At 45.6% G+C, this 21,523-nt stretch carries 27 protein-coding genes and 2 riboswitches; of the genes, 17 read left to right on the forward strand and 10 right to left on the reverse strand.

Annotated elements, in window-relative coordinates; genetic code table 11:
• Positions 1-7 precede the first annotated feature (7 nt).
• Complete coding sequence (gene prpE / locus NYE49_RS06330; RefSeq protein ID WP_015383361.1) at positions 8-742, reverse strand: bis(5'-nucleosyl)-tetraphosphatase PrpE; 735 nt, start codon at positions 740-742, stop codon at positions 8-10.
• A gap of 232 nt (positions 743-974) precedes the next feature.
• Between prpE and NYE49_RS06335 the strand changes: the two genes are divergently transcribed.
• The 10 genes from NYE49_RS06335 to cotO all read left to right on the forward strand — a co-directional run bounded on the left by NYE49_RS06335 (position 975) and on the right by cotO (position 9,967).
• Positions 975-2,819, forward strand: coding sequence for a monovalent cation:proton antiporter family protein (locus tag NYE49_RS06335; protein WP_015383362.1), 1,845 nt, complete (start codon positions 975-977; stop codon positions 2,817-2,819).
• A 61-nt stretch (positions 2,820-2,880) separates the two neighbouring features.
• Positions 2,881-2,989: riboswitch (TPP riboswitch) on the forward strand.
• 78 nt (positions 2,990-3,067) lie between these two features.
• Positions 3,068-3,778, forward strand: coding sequence for a thiaminase II (gene tenA / locus NYE49_RS06340; protein WP_047182437.1), 711 nt, complete (start codon positions 3,068-3,070; stop codon positions 3,776-3,778).
• Positions 3,753-4,370: a thiazole tautomerase TenI gene (tenI, locus tag NYE49_RS06345; protein WP_047183555.1), complete on the forward strand. Its 618-nt coding sequence runs from the start codon at positions 3,753-3,755 to the stop codon at positions 4,368-4,370. The genes tenA and tenI overlap by 26 nt, the downstream gene beginning before the upstream one ends.
• The gene (thiO, locus tag NYE49_RS06350) at positions 4,354-5,463 is read left to right on the forward strand and encodes a glycine oxidase ThiO (RefSeq protein WP_047182438.1); all 1,110 of its coding nucleotides are present in this window, start codon (positions 4,354-4,356) and stop codon (positions 5,461-5,463) included. Before tenI ends, thiO begins: the two co-directional genes overlap by 17 nt.
• The gene (thiS, locus tag NYE49_RS06355; RefSeq protein WP_072173897.1) at positions 5,463-5,663 is read left to right on the forward strand and encodes a sulfur carrier protein ThiS; all 201 of its coding nucleotides are present in this window, start codon (positions 5,463-5,465) and stop codon (positions 5,661-5,663) included. The genes thiO and thiS overlap by 1 nt, the downstream gene beginning before the upstream one ends.
• Positions 5,660-6,430: a thiazole synthase gene (gene thiG, locus NYE49_RS06360; protein WP_010886483.1), complete on the forward strand. Its 771-nt coding sequence runs from the start codon at positions 5,660-5,662 to the stop codon at positions 6,428-6,430. Before thiS ends, thiG begins: the two co-directional genes overlap by 4 nt.
• A complete protein-coding gene (thiF, locus tag NYE49_RS06365; RefSeq protein WP_047182439.1) occupies positions 6,427-7,437 on the forward strand; it encodes a thiazole biosynthesis adenylyltransferase ThiF in 1,011 nt (336 codons plus the stop codon). The genes thiG and thiF overlap by 4 nt, the downstream gene beginning before the upstream one ends.
• 18 nt (positions 7,438-7,455) lie before the next feature.
• A complete protein-coding gene (gene thiD / locus NYE49_RS06370) occupies positions 7,456-8,271 on the forward strand; it encodes a bifunctional hydroxymethylpyrimidine kinase/phosphomethylpyrimidine kinase (protein WP_014479462.1) in 816 nt (271 codons plus the stop codon).
• A gap of 135 nt (positions 8,272-8,406) precedes the next feature.
• Positions 8,407-9,183 carry an enoyl-ACP reductase FabI gene (gene fabI, locus NYE49_RS06375; RefSeq protein WP_015483090.1) on the forward strand — a complete coding sequence of 259 codons (777 nt, stop codon included), beginning with the start codon at positions 8,407-8,409 and terminating at the stop codon, positions 9,181-9,183.
• A gap of 100 nt (positions 9,184-9,283) precedes the next feature.
• On the forward strand, positions 9,284-9,967 hold the full coding sequence (cotO, locus tag NYE49_RS06380; RefSeq protein WP_080344186.1) for a spore coat protein CotO: 684 nt from the start codon (positions 9,284-9,286) through the stop codon (positions 9,965-9,967).
• A 93-nt stretch (positions 9,968-10,060) separates the two neighbouring features.
• On the opposite strand, the gene cotZ is transcribed toward cotO, so the two are convergent.
• The 5 genes from cotZ to cotV all read right to left on the reverse strand — a co-directional run bounded on the left by cotZ (position 10,061) and on the right by cotV (position 12,637).
• Positions 10,061-10,510 (reverse strand): spore coat protein CotZ, encoded by a 450-nt coding sequence (gene cotZ / locus NYE49_RS06385; protein ID WP_003239244.1) that lies wholly within the window; start codon positions 10,508-10,510, stop codon positions 10,061-10,063.
• Between the two features lie 127 nt (positions 10,511-10,637).
• A complete protein-coding gene (gene cotY / locus NYE49_RS06390; protein ID WP_003239243.1) occupies positions 10,638-11,126 on the reverse strand; it encodes a spore coat protein CotY in 489 nt (162 codons plus the stop codon).
• Positions 11,127-11,276: 150 nt separating this feature from the next.
• On the reverse strand, positions 11,277-11,792 hold the full coding sequence (gene cotX, locus NYE49_RS06395; RefSeq protein ID WP_014476454.1) for a spore coat protein CotX: 516 nt from the start codon (positions 11,790-11,792) through the stop codon (positions 11,277-11,279).
• An 88-nt stretch (positions 11,793-11,880) separates the two neighbouring features.
• Positions 11,881-12,210 carry a spore coat protein CotW gene (gene cotW, locus NYE49_RS06400; protein ID WP_014476455.1) on the reverse strand — a complete coding sequence of 110 codons (330 nt, stop codon included), beginning with the start codon at positions 12,208-12,210 and terminating at the stop codon, positions 11,881-11,883.
• Positions 12,211-12,250: 40 nt separating this feature from the next.
• Positions 12,251-12,637 carry a spore coat protein CotV gene (cotV, locus tag NYE49_RS06405; RefSeq protein WP_015483093.1) on the reverse strand — a complete coding sequence of 129 codons (387 nt, stop codon included), beginning with the start codon at positions 12,635-12,637 and terminating at the stop codon, positions 12,251-12,253.
• Between the two features lie 159 nt (positions 12,638-12,796).
• Between cotV and yjcA the strand changes: the two genes are divergently transcribed.
• The 4 genes from yjcA to spoVIF all read left to right on the forward strand — a co-directional run bounded on the left by yjcA (position 12,797) and on the right by spoVIF (position 14,259).
• On the forward strand, positions 12,797-13,153 hold the full coding sequence (gene yjcA, locus NYE49_RS06410) for a sporulation protein YjcA (protein WP_047182441.1): 357 nt from the start codon (positions 12,797-12,799) through the stop codon (positions 13,151-13,153).
• A gap of 281 nt (positions 13,154-13,434) precedes the next feature.
• Complete coding sequence (locus NYE49_RS06415; protein WP_003244769.1) at positions 13,435-13,641, forward strand: hypothetical protein; 207 nt, start codon at positions 13,435-13,437, stop codon at positions 13,639-13,641.
• Between the two features lie 81 nt (positions 13,642-13,722).
• A complete protein-coding gene (gene yjcZ, locus NYE49_RS06420) occupies positions 13,723-13,872 on the forward strand; it encodes a sporulation protein YjcZ (RefSeq protein ID WP_003232872.1) in 150 nt (49 codons plus the stop codon).
• A gap of 132 nt (positions 13,873-14,004) precedes the next feature.
• Positions 14,005-14,259, forward strand: coding sequence for a sporulation-specific transcription regulator SopVIF (gene spoVIF, locus NYE49_RS06425; RefSeq protein ID WP_014479471.1), 255 nt, complete (start codon positions 14,005-14,007; stop codon positions 14,257-14,259).
• A gap of 73 nt (positions 14,260-14,332) precedes the next feature.
• Here spoVIF and NYE49_RS06430 read toward each other — a convergent pair whose 3' ends face one another.
• A complete protein-coding gene (locus tag NYE49_RS06430) occupies positions 14,333-16,612 on the reverse strand; it encodes an ATP-dependent helicase (protein ID WP_174616626.1) in 2,280 nt (759 codons plus the stop codon).
• A 116-nt stretch (positions 16,613-16,728) separates the two neighbouring features.
• Between NYE49_RS06430 and NYE49_RS06435 the strand changes: the two genes are divergently transcribed.
• The gene (locus NYE49_RS06435; protein WP_003232866.1) at positions 16,729-16,983 is read left to right on the forward strand and encodes a hypothetical protein; all 255 of its coding nucleotides are present in this window, start codon (positions 16,729-16,731) and stop codon (positions 16,981-16,983) included.
• Between the two features lie 71 nt (positions 16,984-17,054).
• On the opposite strand, the gene NYE49_RS06440 is transcribed toward NYE49_RS06435, so the two are convergent.
• From NYE49_RS06440 to NYE49_RS06450, 3 genes are read right to left on the reverse strand one after another with little or no spacing between them, the layout of a single operon-like run.
• Complete coding sequence (locus NYE49_RS06440) at positions 17,055-17,477, reverse strand: GNAT family N-acetyltransferase (RefSeq protein ID WP_015383374.1); 423 nt, start codon at positions 17,475-17,477, stop codon at positions 17,055-17,057.
• 3 nt (positions 17,478-17,480) lie between these two features.
• Positions 17,481-17,996, reverse strand: coding sequence for a YjcG family protein (locus tag NYE49_RS06445; RefSeq protein WP_015383375.1), 516 nt, complete (start codon positions 17,994-17,996; stop codon positions 17,481-17,483).
• A gap of 36 nt (positions 17,997-18,032) precedes the next feature.
• Entirely contained in the window at positions 18,033-18,755 is a 723-nt protein-coding gene (locus NYE49_RS06450; RefSeq protein WP_015383376.1) for an esterase family protein, read from the reverse strand.
• 167 nt (positions 18,756-18,922) lie between these two features.
• Positions 18,923-19,042: riboswitch (SAM riboswitch) on the forward strand.
• Between the two features lie 67 nt (positions 19,043-19,109).
• Between NYE49_RS06450 and metI the strand changes: the two genes are divergently transcribed.
• Together metI and metC are read left to right on the forward strand one after the other, a co-directional pair.
• Entirely contained in the window at positions 19,110-20,231 is a 1,122-nt protein-coding gene (gene metI / locus NYE49_RS06455) for a cystathionine gamma-synthase/O-acetylhomoserine thiolyase (RefSeq protein WP_047183556.1), read from the forward strand.
• Complete coding sequence (metC, locus tag NYE49_RS06460; RefSeq protein ID WP_047182444.1) at positions 20,224-21,396, forward strand: cystathionine beta-lyase; 1,173 nt, start codon at positions 20,224-20,226, stop codon at positions 21,394-21,396. Before metI ends, metC begins: the two co-directional genes overlap by 8 nt.
• Positions 21,397-21,523: the final 127 nt, after the last annotated feature.

Genomic DNA, 21,523 nt, shown 5'->3' on the forward strand with positions numbered 1-21,523 from the left:
TCCTTTTTTATATGGGGCGAAATCTTGATTCGTCGTAAGGCAGGGAGCTTGGAACAGAGACGGTTTCTATTTCTGGAAAGCGAAAGCCTGTCAGTTGATTTCCGAACACGCAGCCTGTATCAATGTTGATGGTGCGATTGACCTTCCGAGGCTCTTTCACAGGTGTATGACCGTATACCACCCAAGCCTTTCCATTATAGGCTGCCGCCCAATCACGTCTGACGGGTCTGCCGTCCGGATATGTTTCACCCGTCACGTCACCGTAAAGCACAAAGTCCTTCACTCTGCGGGTATATTTGCCGATATCGTCAGCTCTTATGCCAGCATGGGCGACAACTAATTCTCCATTATGTAAGATGTCGTAAAGCGGCGCTGTTTCGTACAGCTTCATAAACTGTTCACTGACTGCTTTTCTCTCATCTTTGGAAAGTTCCTCAAGCTCTGCCGCTGTTGTTTCGAGACCATGCATCACTTTTACTGGATTTCCTTTTAAGTAACGATATAATTTATTGCAATGGTTTCCCGGGACATAACGTACAGCGCCTTTTTCGTAAGCGCCTGCTACAAATCGGATGACCTCTATCGATTTAGGCCCTCTGTCAGTTAAATCTCCGGCAAAAACAAGCACCCTGCCTTCTTCGTGGACAGGTACTCCATTTTTGATTGTATAGCCAAGCTTCTGGATTAATGCAGTCATTTCGTCATAGCAGCCATGAATATCGCTGATGATATCGTAAGCCATGCGGTATCCTCCTTACCGATTGTTTTATTTATTATGAAGCAAAGTGTTGTGAGTCATCACAAGCTTTTATGTGCAAATTATAGAAGAATCATTTTCTAAACAGGATTAAGACCATATTACTTTATTTTTCATCATCACCCTTGTTAAAATCGCGTTATGTTTTTTAAAAATGAGGTTTTGTTCTTTGAGTGAGAACTGGCATAACCCTGATCTAAAGAAGGAGGTTCTTATTATGGCGCATACATCTGTCGCATCTTTAGTTGTTGTACTTATCGTTGCATTTTTGACACCCATCCTTTTGCATCGGTTTAAACTCAGCATCCCGGTTGTTGTTGCTGAAATCATTATGGGGCTGATTATTGGGAAAAGCGGCCTTAATTTAGTTGTGGAGGGTGACACCTGGCTCCAGACACTTTCTATGCTCGGATTTATCTTTTTAATGTTTTTAAGCGGGCTTGAAATTGATTTTTCATCGTTTGAGAAAGGGAAGAAAAAGCAGTTCCTGCCGAATGGCAAGGAAGCGCCGAATACGTTTGCTGCGGCATCTATTATTTTTGTCGGCATTTTTATTTTATCATTGCTCTTGTCCTATGGGTTCGTCTTGGCTGGATTTATCCAAAATGCTTTTTTAATGACCCTGATTATTTCAACGATATCGTTAGGCGTTGTCGTTCCAACATTAAAAGAAGAACGGATCATGAATTCGAATATCGGGCAGATTATTTTGCTTGTTGCTGTTATTGCTGATTTGGCCACGATGATTCTTCTTGCTGTTTTTTCTTCTTTATACGGAGAGGACAGCGGAAACATGTGGCTCCTGATGATTCTGTTTGCGGCCGGAGTGGTGCTATACTTTTTCGGCCGGGTCTTTAAACATCGCTCTTTTGTTCAGTCCATGTCAAAAGGGACGATCCAGATCGGGACGCGTGCCATTTTTACGTTAATTATTGTACTCGTTGCCCTGTCTGAATCACTTGGGGCGGAAAATATTCTCGGCGCTTTCTTAGCGGGGGTTCTCGTTTCCCTGCTTTCGCCAAACAAAGAACTTGTTCAGCAGCTGGATTCATTTGGTTATGGGTTCTTAATACCGATTTTCTTTGTGATGGTCGGTGTGAAGCTGGATATTTGGACTCTTTTTCAGGATAAAACAATTTTAATCATGATTCCGCTCCTGCTGCTGGCGCTGTTAGTCAGCAAAATCATTCCTGTCATGTACCTAAAGAAGTGGTATGATAACCGAACCATTTTCGCGTCTGGTTTCTTGCTGACATCAACGCTTTCGCTCGTGATTGCTGCTGCAACAATCGGCCAGCAGCTTCACGTGATCAGTGCAAATATGTCAGGAGCGCTAATTTTAGTAGCCGTCATTGCAAGTATTTTTACGCCGATCTGTTTTAAAAAATTATACAAACGGGAAGAGCAGCCGGAGGAGAAAAAGACGATTACGTTCATCGGCGCCAATCAAATGACTTTGCCTGTTACACTCGAATTGCCAGAGGAAGAGTATGACGTGCGTGTTGTACACGTCTACCAAGAGAATGCGGAGGAAAAGCTTTCAGAATCAGTGTTTGCTGTTGAAACAATTTCTGACTATGAACACGAGACGCTTGAATCACTCGGCATTTTTGAAACGGATATCCTCGTTGTGGCGACAGGAAATGAAGATATGAATGCAGACATTGCATTACTTGCAAAAGAAAAAGGCACAGAAAGAGTCATTGCAAGCGTAGGATCACCGGAGCATGAAGCAGCTCTGAAGGAGCAGGGAATCAGCATCTTTTCTATTCTGCTGTCGACAAAAACGCTGCTTCGCGCACTGATAGAAGCGCCTGGCGTCATGAAGCTGCTCACGAACCAAGAGTCTTCGCTGTATCAAATTAATATGGAGAACAGTAAATATGATGGTGTCATTTTACGGGAATTCCCTTTAACAGGTGACGTCATCTTTGTCAGGATTTTCAGAGGTGTGGACAGCATCGTTCCTCATGGGGATACTAGGCTGAAACTGGGAGATCGCTTAATTGTCACCGGATCTCGGGGATACGTAACGGATCTTAAGAAAACATTGGAAGGATAAATCTTGACCAAATAAGGATTCGTGTTAATATAGAGGTGCAGAACAATTCAATATGTATTCGTTTAACCACTAGGGGTGTCCTTCATAAGGGCTGAGATAAAAGTGTGACTTTTAGACCCTCATAACTTGAACAGGTTCAGACCTGCGTAGGGAAGTGGAGCGGTATTTGTGTTATTTTACTATGCCAATTCCAAACCACTTTTCCTTGCGGGAAAGTGGTTTTTTTATTTTCAGAGGGGGAATGATTTGTGAAGTTTTCAGAAGAATGCCGCAGTGCAGCCGCAGAATGGTGGGAGGGGAGCTTTGTCCATCCGTTCGTTCAAGGAATCGGTGACGGAACGCTTCCGATTGACCGTTTTAAATACTACGTACTTCAGGATTCCTATTATTTAACGCATTTTGCAAAGGTGCAGTCATTTGGCGCCGCTTATGCGAAGGACCTTTATACAACGGGGCGGATGGCAAGCCATGCCCAAGGTACATATGAGGCGGAAATGGCGCTTCATCGGGAGTTTGCCGAGCTGTTGGAAATCAGCGAGGAAGAGCGTAAGGCGTTTAAGCCGTCTCCTACGGCGTACTCTTATACATCCCATATGTACCGTTCGGTTTTGAGTGGGAATTTCGCTGAAATCTTAGCGGCCTTGCTGCCATGCTACTGGCTCTATTACGAGGTTGGTGAGAAATTACTGCATTGCGATCCTGGGCATCCGATTTATCAAAAGTGGATTGGGACGTACGGCGGTGACTGGTTTAGACAACAGGTTGAGGAGCAAATCAACCGCTTTGATGAGCTGGCGGAAAACAGCACGGAGGAAGTGCGTGCCAAGATGAAAGAGAATTTTGTCATCTCCAGCTTCTATGAATATCAATTTTGGGGAATGGCCTATCAAAAAGAAGGCTGGTCGGAGCGCGGCATAAAAGAGGTGGAGGAATGTGGAGCTTCACGCCATAACGGATAACTGCAAGCCGGTAGAAGAGCTAGCGAGAACCATCATTTCGATTCAGAATGAAGTTGATTTTATTCACATTCGGGAACGCTCAAAATCGGCGGCGGATATTCTGAAACTGCTCGAGCTTATTTTTGAAGGCGGTATAGATAAACGAAAACTGGTGATGAACGGGCGCGTGGATATTGCGCTTTTCTCTACTATTCACCGCGTGCAGCTGCCAAGCGGCAGCTTTTCACCGAAGCAGGTCAGAGCCAGATTTCCACACCTTCATATCGGGAGGTCGGTGCATTCACTGGAGGAAGCGGTTCAAGCAGAAAAGGAAGACGCGGACTACGTGCTGTTCGGCCATGTGTTTGAAACGGATTGCAAAAAGGGTCTTGAAGGCAGAGGGGTGTCTTTGCTGGCAGATATCAAACAGCGGATTTCCATCCCTGTTATAGCCATCGGGGGGATGACGCCGGATAGGTTAAGAGACGTAAAACAAGCAGGAGCAGACGGTATCGCTGTTATGTCAGGAATTTTCTCTTCCGTTGAGCCTTTGGAAGCAGCCAGACGATATTCCCGCAAGCTAAAGGAGATGCGCTATGAAAAGGCATTATGAAGCAGTGGTGATTGGAGGCGGAATTATCGGTTCCGCGATTGCTTATCATTTGGCAAAGGAAAACAAAAGCACCGCATTATTTGAAAGCGGAACAATGGGCGGCAGAACGACAAGTGCCGCTGCCGGAATGCTGGGCGCCCATGCCGAATGCGAGGAACGTGACGCGTTTTTTGATTTCGCCATGCACAGTCAGCGTCTGTACAAAGGTCTTGGAGAAGAGCTTTATGCATTATCCGGTGTGGATATCAGGCAGCATAACGGCGGTATGTTTAAGCTTGCATTTTCTGAAGAAGATGTGCTGCAGCTGAGACAGATGGACGATTTGGACTCTGTCAGCTGGTATTCAAAAGAAGAGGTGTTAGAAAAAGAGCCGTATGCGTCAGGTGACATCTTTGGTGCATCTTTTATTCAGGATGATGTGCATGTGGAGCCTTATTTTGTTTGCAAGGCATATGTGAAAGCAGCAAAAATGCTTGGAGCGGAGATTTTTGAGCATACGCCCGTCCTGCATGTCGAACGTGACGGTGAAGCCCTGTCCATCAAGACCCCTAGCGGAGACGTATGGGCTAATCATGTTGTCGTTGCCAGCGGGGTGTGGAGCGGAATGTTTTTTAAACAGCTTGGACTGAACAATGCTTTTCTCCCTGTAAAAGGGGAGTGCCTGTCCGTTTGGAATGATGATATCCCGCTGACAAAAACGCTTTATCATGACCATTGCTATATCGTACCGAGAAAAAGCGGCAGACTGGTTGTCGGCGCGACAATGAAGCCGGGGGACTGGAGTGAAACACCAGATCTTGGCGGATTGGAATCGGTTATGAAAAAAGCAAAAACGATGCTGCCGGCTATACAGAATATGAAGGTGGATCGTTTTTGGGCGGGACTCCGGCCGGGAACAAAGGATGGAAAACCGTACATCGGCAGACATCCTGAGGACAGCCGTATTTTATTTGCGGCTGGCCATTTCAGAAATGGCATCCTGCTTGCTCCCGCAACGGGCGCTTTGATCAGTGATCTCATCATGAATAAAGAGGTCAACCAAGACTGGCTGCACGCATTCCGAATTGATCGCAAGGAGGCGGTTCAGATATGATGCTACAGCTGAACGGTAAAGACGTGAAGTGGGAAAAAGACACAGGTACAATTCAAGACCTGCTGGCGTCGTATCAGCTTGAAAATAAAATCGTTATCGTGGAAAGAAATAAAGAAATAATCGGGAAAGAACGCTATCACGAGGTTGAGCTTTGTGATCGTGATGTCATTGAAATTGTCCATTTTGTAGGAGGCGGATGAGCATGTTAACAATTGGCGGAAAATCATTTCAATCAAGATTGCTGCTAGGCACGGGGAAATACCCATCGTTTGACATTCAAAAGGAAGCAGTAGCTGTTTCCGAGTCTGATATTTTAACATTTGCTGTGCGGAGAATGAACATCTTTGAAGCATCTCAGCCGAATTTTCTGGAACAGCTTGATTTATCCAAATATACGCTTTTGCCGAATACAGCGGGCGCCAGTACTGCTGAAGAAGCGGTTCGGATTGCAAGGCTGGCAAAAGCGTCAGGCCTTTGTGACATGATTAAAGTTGAAGTCATCGGATGCAGCCGTTCCTTGCTGCCTGACCCTGTTGAGACATTAAAAGCGTCTGAACAGCTTCTTGAAGAAGGCTTTATTGTGCTCCCGTACACGTCGGATGACGTTGTGCTGGCGAGAAAGCTGGAAGAGCTCGGCGTTCATGCCATCATGCCGGGTGCATCTCCGATTGGATCGGGACAAGGAATCTTAAATCCTTTGAATCTGTCATTTATTATTGAACAGGCGAAAGTGCCGGTCATCGTGGATGCTGGAATCGGCTCGCCTAAAGATGCGGCATACGCAATGGAGCTTGGAGCGGATGGCGTACTGCTCAATACGGCTGTATCGGGCGCTGACGATCCTGTGAAAATGGCTCGTGCCATGAAGCTCGCGGTGGAAGCAGGACGCCTTTCTTATGAGGCGGGCCGAATCCCGCTTAAGCAATACGGAACGGCAAGCAGTCCGGGAGAAGGTCTTCCTGTATGACGGGCAGGTATTCAAGGCAGAAGCTGTTTGCTCCGATCGGCTCATCCGGCCAGAAAAAATTGAAAGAAGCGCGCGCCGTGATTATCGGCGCCGGCGCGCTCGGAACAGCCAGTGCAGAAATGCTGGTGAGAGCGGGAGTCGGCTCTGTGAAAATTGCCGACAGAGATTATGTGGAATGGAGCAACCTCCAGCGCCAGCAGCTGTATACAGAAGATGATGTCAAAAAAGAAATGCCGAAAGCAGCCGCTGCGGAGCGCCGTCTCCGTTCGATTAACAGCGATGTTGATGTGACCGGCCTTGTCATGGATGTGACAGCAGAAAATATCTTCGAGCTGATTAGGGATGCATCGATTATTGTGGATGCGGCTGATAATTTTGAAACCCGCCTGATCGTAAATGATGCTGCGGTAAAGGAAGGGATTCCTTTTCTTTATGGTGCCTGTGTAGGGAGCTACGGCCTCACCTTTACCGTGGTGCCGGGTTCTACTCCTTGCCTGCATTGCTTGCTCGATACACTTCCGATTGGCGGAGCAACATGTGACACAGCCGGCATCATCAGTCCGGCTGTTTTGCAGGTAGCAGTCTTTCAGGTAACAGATGCGTTGAAGCTGCTGACGGGAGAGGAGTGCGAGCCGGTGCTGCGCTCCTTTGACTTGTGGAAAAACGAGCGGTCAGAAGTGAGAGCGGCCAGTCTCAAACATGACGCATGCCCAAGCTGCGGCACAAAGGATTTTCCGTTTTTGTCATATGAAAATCAAACAAAAGCGGCTGTATTGTGCGGCAGGAACACGGTGCAGATCAGATCATCTGTTACAAAAGAAGCGGATCTTGAAGCGCTTGCCGGTCAGCTGAGACAGGCCGGGCTTGAAGTGGCTGCGAACCCGTATTTAATTTCTTGCCGCTCGGATGATATGAAAATGGTGCTGTTCCGGGACGGCAGAGCTTTGATCCATGGAACAAATGATGTTGCCCGGGCAAAATCCATTTATCATAAATGGATCGGGTAATAAAAGGAGTGTAGTGTAGTGAGTATATATAAAGCATTGACAATCGCCGGATCAGATTCAGGCGGCGGCGCGGGGATACAGGCTGATATTAAAACCTTTCAAGAGCTTGATGTATTCGGAATGTCTGCGATTACGGCGGTAACCGCTCAAAATACGCTTGGCGTTCATGGGGTGCATCCGCTGACTGTAGAGGCGTTGAGACAGCAAATTGACGCTGTTGCTGAGGATTTGAGGCCGGATGCAGTAAAAACGGGAATGCTCTGGAATGCCGACATGATTGAAGAAGTGGCGAGAAAAATTGACGAGTACGGATTCAATCGTGTAATTGTTGATCCGGTTATGATCGCAAAGGGCGGGGCATCCTTGCTGCGTGATGAGTCAGTTGCCACCTTAAAGGAGTTGCTCATTCCAAGAAGCTACGCGATTACGCCGAATGTCCCGGAAGCAGAAACGCTGACAGGAATGACAATCAGCTCGCTGGATGACCGGAAAAAAGCAGCAGAGCAGCTCGTCAAGATGGGTGCGCAGCATGTCATTATCAAAGGCGGGCACCAGCCTGAGGACAATCACATTACTGACCTTCTTTTTGATGGCAGCATGTTTATGCAAATCACCCATCCTTATATCAATACGAAGCATACGCATGGCACAGGCTGCACCTTTGCTGCGGCTTTAACGGCCCAAACGGCTAAAGGAGACAGCATCCATCAGGCATTTGAGGTTGCGGCCAACTTTGTCCGCGAAGCGGTGGAAAATACGCTTGGCATCGGGTCGGGACACGGGCCGACAAACCATTTCGCTTTTAAACGAAATAGCTTAAATACAAGCCGATGAGATCACCAGCTGATGGTGATCTCTTTTGCGTTTGCTACGGTATGCGCTTTTCATCTGGACAAGGTTATGATATGATAGGAATTAAGATCAGGTACTAATACTATGTCTTTATTAAATATAGGAGGCTTTATACATATGAATTTTTCACTTGAAGGCCGCAACATTATTGTGATGGGGGTAGCCAACAAACGCAGCATCGCCTGGGGCATTGCGCGTTCTTTACATGAAGCGGGCGCACGTTTGATTTTCACATACGCTGGTGAACGCCTGGAGAAATCCGTTCACGAGCTTGCCGGAACGTTAGACCGCAATGATTCCATCATCCTTCCTTGCGATGTAACAAACGACGCAGAAATCGAAACTTGCTTCGCAAGCATTAAGGAGCAGGTCGGTGTAATCCACGGTATCGCGCATTGTATCGCGTTTGCCAACAAAGAAGAACTTGTCGGCGAATACTTAAACACAAACCGTGACGGCTTCCTTTTGGCTCATAACATCAGCTCATATTCTCTGACTGCTGTTGTCAAAGCGGCACGCCCGATGATGACTGAAGGCGGAAGCATTGTCACTTTGACGTACCTTGGCGGAGAGCTTGTGATGCCAAACTACAACGTCATGGGTGTAGCAAAAGCTTCTCTTGATGCAAGTGTGAAATATTTAGCTGCTGACTTAGGAAAAGAAAATATCCGCGTCAACAGCATTTCTGCCGGCCCGATCAGAACATTATCTGCTAAAGGCATCAGCGATTTCAACTCTATCTTAAAAGACATCGAAGAGCGTGCACCGCTTCGCCGCACGACAACACCTGAAGAAGTGGGCGATACAGCTGCGTTCTTGTTCAGCGATATGTCCCGCGGGATTACAGGTGAAAATCTTCACGTTGATTCAGGTTTCCATATCACTGCCCGCTAAGCTGGAACTATATCAAGCAATCCCGAATAGGGATTGCTTTTTTATTTCTTCTGATTTTCAGCTTTCTGTCATATAGATAGAATATGACACAATCGGAGGGATGAAGATGTCTAATAAGAATAGAAACGCGGATAAAAAACCGCTCATGTATATTGTTCAGCCGGATTATGCAGAAACTACAAGGTCATCCATGCAGGAGATTGTCATCAAAAGAAAGGCCGACAAACCTGCTCCGCCAAAAGCTGAGGAAAAGCCGGTTTACCATGAGAAGCAGCAGGAGGAAGCCGTGGCACAGGATGTCCTGCAAGAAGACCAAAAGCCTGCAGCCGAACCAGTGAGTCAGCAAACACAAGAGGTGAGAGAGCCAGAGAACATAAAAAGCCAGGAGGAACAGAAAGCAGAGCCGCAGGCCGTAGAAGAAACCGTCGAACACGAGCCCCCGAAAGCAGAAAAAAAGGAAGAGCCTGCACTTGAGACCCGGAAGCCTGAGAAAGAACCGGAAGCTGTCCATAATGCTGCCAAAGCGGAGGAAAAAGCACCGCCGGCAAGAAAAGTAAAGAAACCGATGAGCAAGATGTCTATTCATGAAAAAATTGATTTTTTAACAAAGCTGCCTCATAACATGCCGAGAGCGCTTTGTTTGATTGAAGCCAATGGAAGAACGTACAGGGGCGTGATTGTCGGAAGAAGAAATGATTCCGTCCTGCTTCGAACAACCGGAAACGGAGCCCCAACCGAACTTGCAATCGATGATATTACCTCTTTGCACCCGCTCGGTTTTTAACGAAAAAGAAAAAAGCTGCCCGGTCGATGTTGCCGGACAGCTTTTTTTACTTAGAGAAAAGCCTGCAGGCCTGCAAGCTTTTCCAGCTTATGATTAATGATGATGATGTGTACGATTGATTAATCGAGGATTTAAGCAGTTGATTGCGCAGAAGCAGTCTAAGTCAACTTCAATACAGTAGTTTGTTTTTTCAAGTCGGAAAACTTCACACACCGTATCTTTATCGGTGAAGTCCAAAATGTGTTTGTGTTCGTCAAATGCGATTAATAATGACAGTGTTGCGCAGCTTCCATGCACTCTTTCGACCCTGAAAAATACTGTATTAAAGCAAGGGCCGTTATCGAGTTCGCCGACATTTCCGAAGGCGACTAATGGCGTTGATTTTGATGTAAATATTGCAAAAGGCACTGTGTCGCCTAACGAATGGCTTACAGATAAAAGCTTAGAGTGGCAGCCGGTCGGGCAGTCTTCTTCAACAGCGTTTTGTAGTTCTTCAATATTTTCTACAGCTTCACGCACGCAGCTTGATGTTTTCTGGCTCATATTATCCCTCCTGCCTTATAAATTTGAGACTGGCGAAATGATGGAGAGTCAGCTGCCTCACGCTGGAAGCAGCTGAATGATTTGCACCTGTAATAGAGTTTGGAAGGGGATTCCTCTTTACAAGTGTTTATCCATTGTGATGATGCTTTTTATCTTTATGAGGCGATGTTCTGTCAACTAGCTCTGGTGACAGGCACTGAATCGCGCAGAAGCATCCGAGATCCACTTCAATGCAGAAATCTGTTTTTTCTAGCCCGAAGAAATCCGGGTCGCAAGGGTGGCAAACACTTAAGGTATCGCCTTTGACATCGACCGGGCGTAAAATAGAAAGTGTTGCACAGCAATCGCATAATTTTTCGACGCGGAAGAAAATGGATTCAAAGCATTGCATATCATCCACAAATCCCCCTACGTTTCCGAATGTGGAGAACAATCCGCCTTTTTTATCGAAAACGAGAAACGGAATTGTGTCTTTTCCAGCAATCGTAGGGTTTAAAAGGTTGGTATAGCAGCCAGTCGGACACTGTTCTTCAACTGCCTCCTGCTCTGCTAAAATCTTTTCCACTGCATCGCATACACAGTTCTCATGCCGGCCATGGGTTTTTCCGCAGCTCATTGATTTCAGCTCCTTCTTTATAGGGTATTTGACTTTAGTCCTTAACAACATATGTACCCGTGCCCCACTTGGTGTGGGTGAACGTCTATATATTCATCATATGCTTGGAAAATAAGAAAAAGCAGAGCGTTTTTAGCTCTGCTTTTAGAGTTAGAGGACGAGTGTGATGGCTAAGAGTGCCACAAGTGTGTTAGTAGCTGTGGAAACCAATGTTGCTATATCAGCATCTACTGTTGTGATATTTACGCCCCGGGAGCATTCGATGAGAAGTTTTTGGCGGTTTACTTGTTTGTTAGCTGAAAGCTGTAACAAATCTTGTGCGACTAATTCGGCAATTACGCCGTCTGCAATGGATGTGAGAGCTACTGTTAGGACAGCTGCATTAACCGCCGTTACAACTGATGTTACGGCTTGAACGTCTGTAGATGAAACGTTGATGTCACAAGAGTCTCTGATAATAATTGTTTCATCGGAGACTTGTTTATTGAGATTTGCCTGAGCCAGATTTTGGTCAATGAAGGCATTGTCGTTGCCAAAAAACCCATTGCCATTACAGCAAACATCGCAATGACATTTTCTTTCTTCTTTTTTATCTTTTTCTTTTTCGTCTAACGGATGGTCACAGTCAGGATCAAGTGCAACCCAAGAGTATGGTCTGCTTTCCATATCTATTCCTCCTTTTCTTTTACTGTTATTAAATGAGCGAGCCTCTTACTTTGACTGAGGCATATATCCTGATGAAGAACCCTATTTTTTATGATTGGTTTGAATTGTTATTGTTTTGACGTCTTTGTCTGAGCTGTTCAATTAATTGTTCTCTCCGGCTTAGCGGTTTTTCGTTCTTTTTCTCTTGCGCGGCGGCTTCTTCTTTTTTCTTCTTTTGATTTTCAACTAATGCAGCTGATTTAGCCTGCAAGTCTTTTACCAGATTCAAGAGCATTTCTTTTTCTTCATCTGATACTTTTTTCATTTTGTCTTTCGTGACACCGTGTTTAAGAAAGATATTTTGAACCAGCATTTTCGTCATTGGATCAGCTTCCGGAAGCTTTTCAAGCTCTTCTTTGATTTTATCGTTATCTGACATTTGTTTTCACCTCGGCTTTTAAGTTTGTGAAAAGAAAGGGTTAAAGGACGTCAATTTCAAGGAGAATGCTGTTAAGCACCTGAAGCAAAATTTGTACAAAGGTTATTATTTCGTCGGCAGACAAAGTAATTTTGATGTTGCGGCTGTTGATAATTTTAATGATGGTTCTTTTTTTTATTTGCGAGTTATCGAGAATAAGAATTTCGCTTGCCACTGCGTCAGCCAAGTCCTCGTCGGCGATGACGAGCTGTGTTGCCAGGATAATCATTGTTGTCACCAAGGCTTGTATAGAAAGGGCAGCTGTTATATGTGACGTGTCAATTGTGATATTTTCGCAATCAATGACTTCGATCTGCTGTTCGAATTCGCTTGATAATTGCTCAAATATTGCAGGGTGCAGGGATTCGACTTTTTCTTCAAATGACATAACCTTCACTCCTTTCTTATCCATACTCTATATAATGCAAATGGGGTGCCGAGCGGAATAATAAAAATAACCAATTTTCTGCCGGACAAGATACAATTCATGAAGAATAGGGTTTTCGCATATAAGTGAAGGGATCATGGTTGGCAAAGGAGTGAACGAGTGGTTATAAATGGGCTGACAATTGTTCTTCTATCGCTTGCGGTCTTTCGGCTCGCCCGCCTGCTGGTGTTTGACACGATTATGGCGCCGCTTCGCAGTCTGTTTCATGAAGAGAAGGAAGAAAAGGATGCGGACGGGAACATTCAAACCTATATCGTGATTAAGGGAACCGGTGTCAGGGCGTTTATTGGTGAATTGCTGAGCTGCTATTGGTGCACAGGCGTGTGGTGCGCCGGCTTTTTGATTTTATGCCAGGCGGTGATCCCGCAAGCGGCGCAGTGGCTGATTTTACTTTTGGCGATCGCCGGACTTGCCGGCATTATAGAAACGCTCGTATCAAAATGGCTGCAAGAATAAGGCGTTACCACTAGCAACTTTCTGTCAGAATACGCATAAAGTAGCATATATGACATAAGGAAAGGAAGGGGACAAAAATGAATCAGCATAATAAACCTTCCCAAAAATCTCCATATACAGATTCATTATATCAATCAAAAAAGATAAAAAAGAAAGGCTGTGGGTGCGGAAATAAAAAGAAAAAGCCTCAATAGCCTGGCAAAGAAACCGGAGAACTCCGGTTTTTTGTTTTTTTAACGAGGCGGCCTCGCTCAGCATATATCATAAGCGGGGGGATAAAAGTGAATGAGTTTGAAAAATGGATAGAAGGAAGATATGAACCACACGAACAAAAGCAAAAAGAGCATGAAGACACGATGGGCAGTATCAGAAAAGACTTGGATGCATTTGATAAAGCCGGTCTGGAGTTTGAAGATGAGATTGAAGAGCTCGCTGAAAAAACGGAGGCCTTACTTAAAAAACATCAAGCTCAATATGATCAATCGTAAATCCGCAAACGCCCTATGCGAATATCCAAGCCGATCCCAGCAGCTCACATAGTGTATAGAGAGTAAAGGAGGTGCTTATCTATGGGCTTTGGATACGGATTCGGCGGCGGCTACGGCGGCGGCTGTTATGGCGGTTATGCTGGCGGTTACGGCGGCGGCTATGGTTCAACATTTGTTTTGTTGGTCGTATTATTCATTCTCCTCATCATCGTAGGTGCATCTTTCTTTTAAGATGTATTGAGGAAGTACGGGTTATAACCCGTGCTTCCTTGCCTTGTGTTTATTTTTAAAAATGTTGGAAAAGCACATTGTATTATGTGCATTCATACAATACCGTATTACTCCGCCAAAAGGAGGCGCATTATGGATAATCAATTTTTTAAGAACATCGAAAAGAAAACAGGTGTGAAGATGCAGGATGTAATGAATCTTGCCGGATCACTCCAAAACGCTAATTTTAAAGATGAAAATACAGTGCGCAGTGTGATTAACCGCGTAGCGCAGCTCGCAAACAGACGCGTACCAAAAGAATTAGAAGATAAAATTGTGGAATCTATTACAAGCGGAAAAGAAAAGCTTGATTTTGGCACGATTTCTAAAATGATGGATAATAAATAAGTGGATGGCCTGGCTGACTCACTGCAGCGGGCCTTTTTTTACAGTAAAAACCCGGCAGTAATCTGCCGGGTTTTTAATGATGCAAGGGCTGTCTTGCTTTCTGTAGCAGGGGATACAAAAATCTTGAGCGGTTGGCTGTTTTGCCGCGCCTGTTAGCGGGGCAAGACAAATATAAATGCTGTTTCGCCCGGGTCATGGCTACATATAAAAGGCGTCTTTCCTCCTCAAGAGCGGCCTCGTCTCCTTTTCTTGCCGTTTCTAATGAGAAATCGTGCGGAATCGAGCCGTCTACAGTGCCTAACACGTAGACTGTTTTGAATTCAAGGCCTTTTGACCGGTGAATGGTCATCAGCTGAACGCCATGTTCATCCGTTCTATTTTTCTCAGCGGCCCTCATATGGTCTACGTGGGCAAGAAAGTCAGGAATCGTTTTGAACTTCTTGGCGACAACCTTGATGTCACGCAAGTCATCAGAGCCTTTTTCCAGCTTGTTACCCTCATTGCCCCGCTTTTTTAAATACTCGGAGAAGCCCATTTTTCCTTCTGCAAAGGTGATGGCTTCTACGGGCTTCATCGTGCGGAGGCTTGCAAAAAACGGTACGATTTTCTTGATTTTGTCCAGCTGGAATGGCTTCAGATCAGGCAATTTGGCCAGCGCTTTGATCATGGTACAGTCCTCTGTAATCGAGAGCGCCTTCAGCGTATTCAAAGCGGACTGTTTTAAAAACAAGGCGGGAAGCAAGTGTTTAATCGCTTCGGTGTCATCCTCATTTTGGCTGGCATACAAGTAGGCGAGAATCTGGCGGACGATCCGTCTGCTGTAAAACGATTGGACGCCGCGGTCAGCTGTATACGGAATTGACGATTGATGAAGCCTTTCATATATAGCACGGCCTCCGCTGTTTGTGCGGTAAAGAACCGCAAAGTCTTCTGGACTGGCTCCATTTTGAATTTTTTCTTTGATATCGGAAACGACCATTGTGGCTTCTTCCTCTTCATCATAAGGATAAAACAGCACAGGGACCTGAATGTCATCGCGGGCCGCTTCAAGCGTTTTGGCATATCTGTTTTTGTTCTTTTTCACGACGATATCAGCACTAGAGACAATCGGGTGCGTAGACCTGTAGTTCGCAGTTAAATAGATCGTCTTCGCTCCCGGATAATCCTTTTGAAAATCAAGAATGAAAGACGGATTGCTTCCGCGAAACGCGTAGATGGACTGGTCATCGTCTCCGACACAGCACAGGTTTTGCTCCGGGCTGGCGAGCATTTGCATGATTTTGTATTGAACCGGATTAATGTCCTGAAACTCATCAATTAAGATATACGTAAACCGAGATTGATATTGTTCCAGAAGGTCAGGCCGCTCGATAAACAATTCATAGCAGGCTGAAGCCATGTCATCAAAATCAAATTGGCTGTGTTCTTTTTTCTGGCGTTCATAATGTTCATATAAACGATAAACTTGTTTTTCCCACTCATCTTTTAGAGGGATGCGTTCATTTGGGACATAAGTGTTTTTCCAAAAACCGATCTGCTGCAGGGCTTGGTCAACTGGGAATTCTTTCTCATCGATGCCCTCTTCATAGAGTGCTTTTTTGATATATTGTTCCCGCTGCCACTCCATTTTCAGCAGATGCTCACCGTTCCATTTAGCAGAATTAGAGTGATACAAGATCTTATAAAACAGACTGTGGAATGTTCCTGTCACAAGTCTTCTGACTTTTGCCGGCTGTAATCCGTACTGGTTCGCCATACGCTCTTTCATTTCAGCGACAGCTTTTGTTGTAAAGGTGACAAGCAGCATATTTTCAGGCGGTATGCCTAAGTGTTCGAGCATGTGGGCGGCACGGGCTGTCAGCACCCGTGTTTTTCCGCTCCCCGCACCTGCAAGCACAAGCAGCGGGCCCTCTGTTTCCGTGACAGCTTTCAGCTGATCCGTGTTTAAACCGACAGACGGAAAAAGGCTCGTATCGGGTTCTATTGTTTTTGGCACAAATGGTGTTCCTGGTTTAATGCTTCTAGGACGGTGCCATTCCGTAACAGCTGGGGACGGGTCAGCGGCGATCGCTTTTCCCTTGGGTAAACGAATGACACCAGATTCCTGATCGTCTTCTTTTTTTTCCTCTTTAGCGGGCTTCGGTTCGCACGCCTCCTCACATGCCGGAAAATCGCCTGGCTGGCGATGGATAAACTCTGGCGGATCGGCGATGTTAAGCCGTAACAGAACGGGCTTTCCGCAATGAGAACAAAATAAATGTCCTTTTATTCCCTCTTCAAAGAGGAATTGATAATGTTCTCTCGAATATGTATGTAAATGTATGATTCTATCATTCAGTCGGGCGCATTTCAAAAAGGGGTCCTCCCAATCAAAAGGTGTTCATTACAGACAATGACTATCATATCAAAAGAAATGTGTTTCAAAAAGTAAGTTTAAGGGAAAAGAGACAGCAGAGGGGTGGGTATTGTATGATATATGCAGGTCAAATTCAGAACCAGCAATACGCTCAATATGCTAATAGAACGATTGGACATAAGCAGGATTATGCCGGAACCGAAAAAATCAGCTATGTCCCGTTTCAGCGGGTATACAAAGAACTGGAAAAGCAGCAGGAGAATCAAACGGCCGCTGAAAGAAAAGTAAACGAGATGAAACGTAAGCGCTCTCTTTATAAGAGGTTGCGAGAAAAAGGAATGGGCACATATATTAATCGATATGTATAAAAAACCGTTCATACCAGAGAACGGTTTTTTATATGCAGTAAAAATCCGGATCTCAAAAGATCCGGATGCGTTCAGTCCTTCATCATTTGTAAGTGCGGAATGCCGGCATCGAGGAATTCTTTTTCAGAAAGCACGCGATACCCGTGTTTCTTGTAAAACGGCACAGCCTGTGTTTGCGCGTTTAAAATGAAACCGGAAGCGCCTCCGTCTGCCGCGGCTTTTTCGAGCGCTTTCATAATGATGCCGCCGACACCGGCTGAGCGGTGGCTTTTCAGTACGCAAATCCTCTCTAACTTGCCGTAGCCGTCCTTCATGCGCCATCTTCCAGCGCCGACAGGCTTTTCACCGTCATACACGACGATATGCTCTGACTCATTTTCAAGTTCGTCAATTTCTTCTTCAGCAGGCACGTTTTGTTCTTTGACAAAGACTTCTTCTCTTACATAGAATGCATCTTTCAGTTGTTCTTCACTTTTTGCGATAACTGCTTTCAAACATTATTCTCCTCTGCCTAGCAAGAAGGTTTCATATACTGTCCACGATCCGTTTTCCAACTGGTAAAGCAAGTGGAAACGGTCAACGATTTCTTCATGCGACACTTCCTGCATTTTTAATTGTCCCAGCACATCTGAATGCTCGTCGTCGGAAAGATTTTGGCCGACCGTCACATGCGGAACGAAATTATATTCCTGTTCGCCTGCCAACACACCGGTGTATAGCTTTTCATTGAGTGTTTTTAACTCTTCCGTCGGTTCTGCTTTAATATAAATGACATTATTAACAGGCGCAAATGAGCTGTATTTTGTCATTTTGAGAACGATTGGGTGGGACTCTTTTGCGATGTTTCTTAAATGTGATACGAGCTGATCCGCTTTCTCCTCCGCGCATTCAAAGGATGCTCTCAGCGTCAAATGAGGCGGGATCAGAGAGTAGCTTGGGTCATAGCGCTTTCTGTAAGAGTTTGCAAGGTCTTGGAGCTTTTTTGATGGAAATAAAACGATTCCGTATTTCATATTATGTCCCTCCTGGAAATAAAGTATGATAGAGTGTTAAAGCATTTTTTTCAGCGCCGGGGTGATGAGCGGCTGCCAGTATGTCCATTTGTGGTCTCCGTCAAATGGCTCAAAATAATAATCAGAAAGCTTCTTCTCCAGCAGCTGCTTCAGCTCCTGGTTCGGTTCTGTAAAGTCCAGGATGTTCCCGTCTGTCGTGTGGACGTCAGTTTCTTTTGTTCCAATTTGGTGATAAATAGAGAGGTGTTTGATATCGTCTGACTGTTTTACGGCTTCTAGTACGTGTTTGTCAACATAGGGAGACTGCATGATGATGTTGCCAAACATATTCGGATAATCAAGCGCTGTCATAAGTGACACGGTTGCTCCGAGCGAATCACCGATCAGCGTTCGGCCGTAACCGATCTGATAGGTTGGATACTCATCATCTGCAAAAGGAACGAGCTCATGGGCGATGAACCGTTTATACGCCGAAAATTTTGAACCCTCCGGATGATAGGTGTTTCTGCGCTCTTTTACATCCTTATAAGGAACACCGATAATAATGCTCCGGTCTATTTCGCGTTTCGACAGCAATTCCTCAACCTGTCTGCCGATTCTCCCCAGCCTGAAATAATCGTGGCCGTCCTGCGCGATAATGACATGGTATTTATAAAGCGGGGAGTAGTTGGACGGCAGATAAACAAGCAAGGTCATTTCCTCGTTAAGCTCTTTTGAAAAGAATTTCTTTTCTTGCACTGTGCCGTTTTTCGGTGCCATAAAAACATTCCTCCAGGACATCACTATACTTTCTTGCATTTTCAATTATTGTACCATGAATTATTAGAAATTTCTCTCTTTAAACGGTTCGGCACACGAAGAAAAAAGTGTTGAAATAAACTGTGAATTGCGCTAATATAAAACAATCAGAAAATTGAAATCGATATTTCTTATCGTGAGAGGTGGAGGGACTGGCCCTTAGAAACCTCAGCAACCGGCTTGTTTTGCATGTGCAAAGCGCCAAGGTGCTAAATCCAGCAAGCGTTTTTATGCTTGGAAGATAAGAAGAAGCGTTAAACCCCTTCTTCTTATGAAGAAGGGGTTTTTATTTTGAAAAGGGAAGGTGTCAGCTATATGTCACAGCACGTTGAAACGAAATTAGCCCAAATTGGGAACCGAAGCGATGAAGTCACGGGAACAGTGAGTGCTCCTATTTATTTATCAACAGCATACCGCCACAGAGGGATCGGAGAATCAACTGGATTTGATTATGTCCGCACAAAAAATCCGACACGCCAGCTTGTTGAGGACGCCATCGCTAACTTAGAAAACGGCGCAAGAGGGCTTGCCTTTAGTTCGGGAATGGCTGCTATCCAAACGATTATGGCGCTGTTTAAAAGCGGAGATGAACTGATCGTTTCATCGGACCTATATGGCGGCACGTACCGTTTATTTGAAAATGAATGGAAAAAATACGGATTGACTTTTCATTATGATGATTTCAGCGATGAGGACTGTTTACGCTCTAAGATTACGCCGAATACAAAAGCGGTGTTTGTGGAAACGCCGACAAACCCCCTCATGCAGGAGACGGACATTGAACATATTGCCCGGATTACAAAGGAGCACGGTCTTCTGCTGATCGTAGATAATACATTTTATACACCGGTCTTGCAGCGGCCGCTTGAGCTGGGAGCTGACATTGTCATTCACAGCGCAACCAAGTATTTAGGCGGGCATAACGATCTGCTTGCTGGACTTGTCGTGGTGAAGGATGAACAGCTCGGAGAGGAAATGTTTCAGCATCAAAATGCAATCGGCGCCGTCCTGCCGCCATTTGATTCGTGGCTTCTGATGAGAGGAATGAAGACGCTGAGCCTCAGAATGCGTCAGCATCAGGCAAACGCGCAGGAGCTTGCGGCGTTTTTAGAAGAGCAGGAAGAAATTTCGGATGTGCTGTATCCCGGAAAAGGCGGCATGCTGTCCTTCCGTCTGCAAAAAGAAGAATGGGTCAATCCGTTTTTAAAAGCACTGAAGACCATTTGTTTTGCAGAAAGTCTCGGCGGGGTGGAAAGCTTTATTACATACCCTGCGACCCAGACGCACATGGATATTCCTGAAGAGATCCGCATCGCAAACGGGGTGTGCAATCGGTTGCTGCGCTTTTCTGTCGGAATTGAACATGCGGAAGATTTAAAAGAGGATCTAAAGCAGGCATTATGTCAGGTCAAAGAGGGGGCTGTTTCATTTGAGTAAACACAATTGGACGCTGGAAACCCAGCTCGTGCACAATCCATTTAAAACAGACGGCGGAACCGGGGCGGTCAGTGTACCGATTCAGCACGCCTCGACTTTTCACCAATCTTCATTTGAAGAGTTCGGGGCATATGATTACAGCCGCTCTGGCACGCCGACAAGAACAGCTCTCGAAGAAACAATTGCCGCACTGGAAGGCGGAACAAGAGGATTTGCTTTCAGTTCAGGCATGGCTGCCATCTCAACAGCATTTTTACTGCTGTCACAGGGTGATCACGTTCTTGTGACAGAAGATGTATACGGCGGAACCTTCCGTATGGTGACAGAGGTGCTGACCCGGTTTGGCATTGAGCATACGTTTGTCGACATGACGGATCGTAATGAAGTGGCGCGGAGCATCAAGCCGAACACAAAGGTCATTTATATGGAGACGCCATCAAATCCGACACTTGGGATTACGGATATTAAAGCGGTTGTTCAACTTGCAAAAGAAAACGGCTGCCTGACCTTTCTGGACAATACATTCATGACACCGGCACTGCAGCGTCCGCTTGATCTCGGAGTGGATATTGTACTTCACAGCGCGACAAAATTCTTAAGCGGACACAGCGATGTGCTCTCAGGTTTGGCTGCTGTCAAAGATGAAGAGCTTGGGAAGAAGCTGTATAAGCTGCAAAACGCGTTCGGCGCCGTCCTTGGCGTACAGGATTGCTGGCTTGTCCTGCGCGGATTAAAAACATTGCAGGTCCGTTTAGAGAAAGCGAGTCAAACAGCCCAGCGGCTTGCGGAATTTTTCCAGAAGCACCCGGCGGTGAAGCGCGTGTATTATCCGGGACTGGCTGATCATCCCGGCGCTGAAACCCATAAAAGCCAGTCGAAGGGAGCGGGCGCCGTGCTATCTTTTGAGCTTGAAAGCAAAGAGGCCGTTAAGAAATTAGTCGATAATGTGTCACTGCCGGTCTTCGCTGTCAGCCTTGGCGCAGTGGAATCAATTTTGTCCTATCCGGCAACGATGTCTCACGCGGCAATGCCTAAGGAAGAGCGTGAAAAACGCGGTATCACTGATGGCCTGCTCCGTCTGAGTGTGGGCGTCGAACATGCAGACGATTTAGAACACGATTTCGAACAAGCGCTGAAAGAAATTGCTCCAGTTGCGGTTCGTTAAAAAAGAAGCCGGTGGCCCGGCTTCTCAGATTGTAGACAAAGTCCTAAAACGGTTTCTGTTTTAGGATTTTGTCATCTTTTCAGCGTGATTGAAAACCCTTGAAGTCTAGGAAGGACGAGCATTGGAG

This window comes from Bacillus sp. FSL L8-0358 (assembly GCF_038593095.1).
GTDB lineage: Bacteria > Bacillota > Bacilli > Bacillales > Bacillaceae > Bacillus > Bacillus subtilis.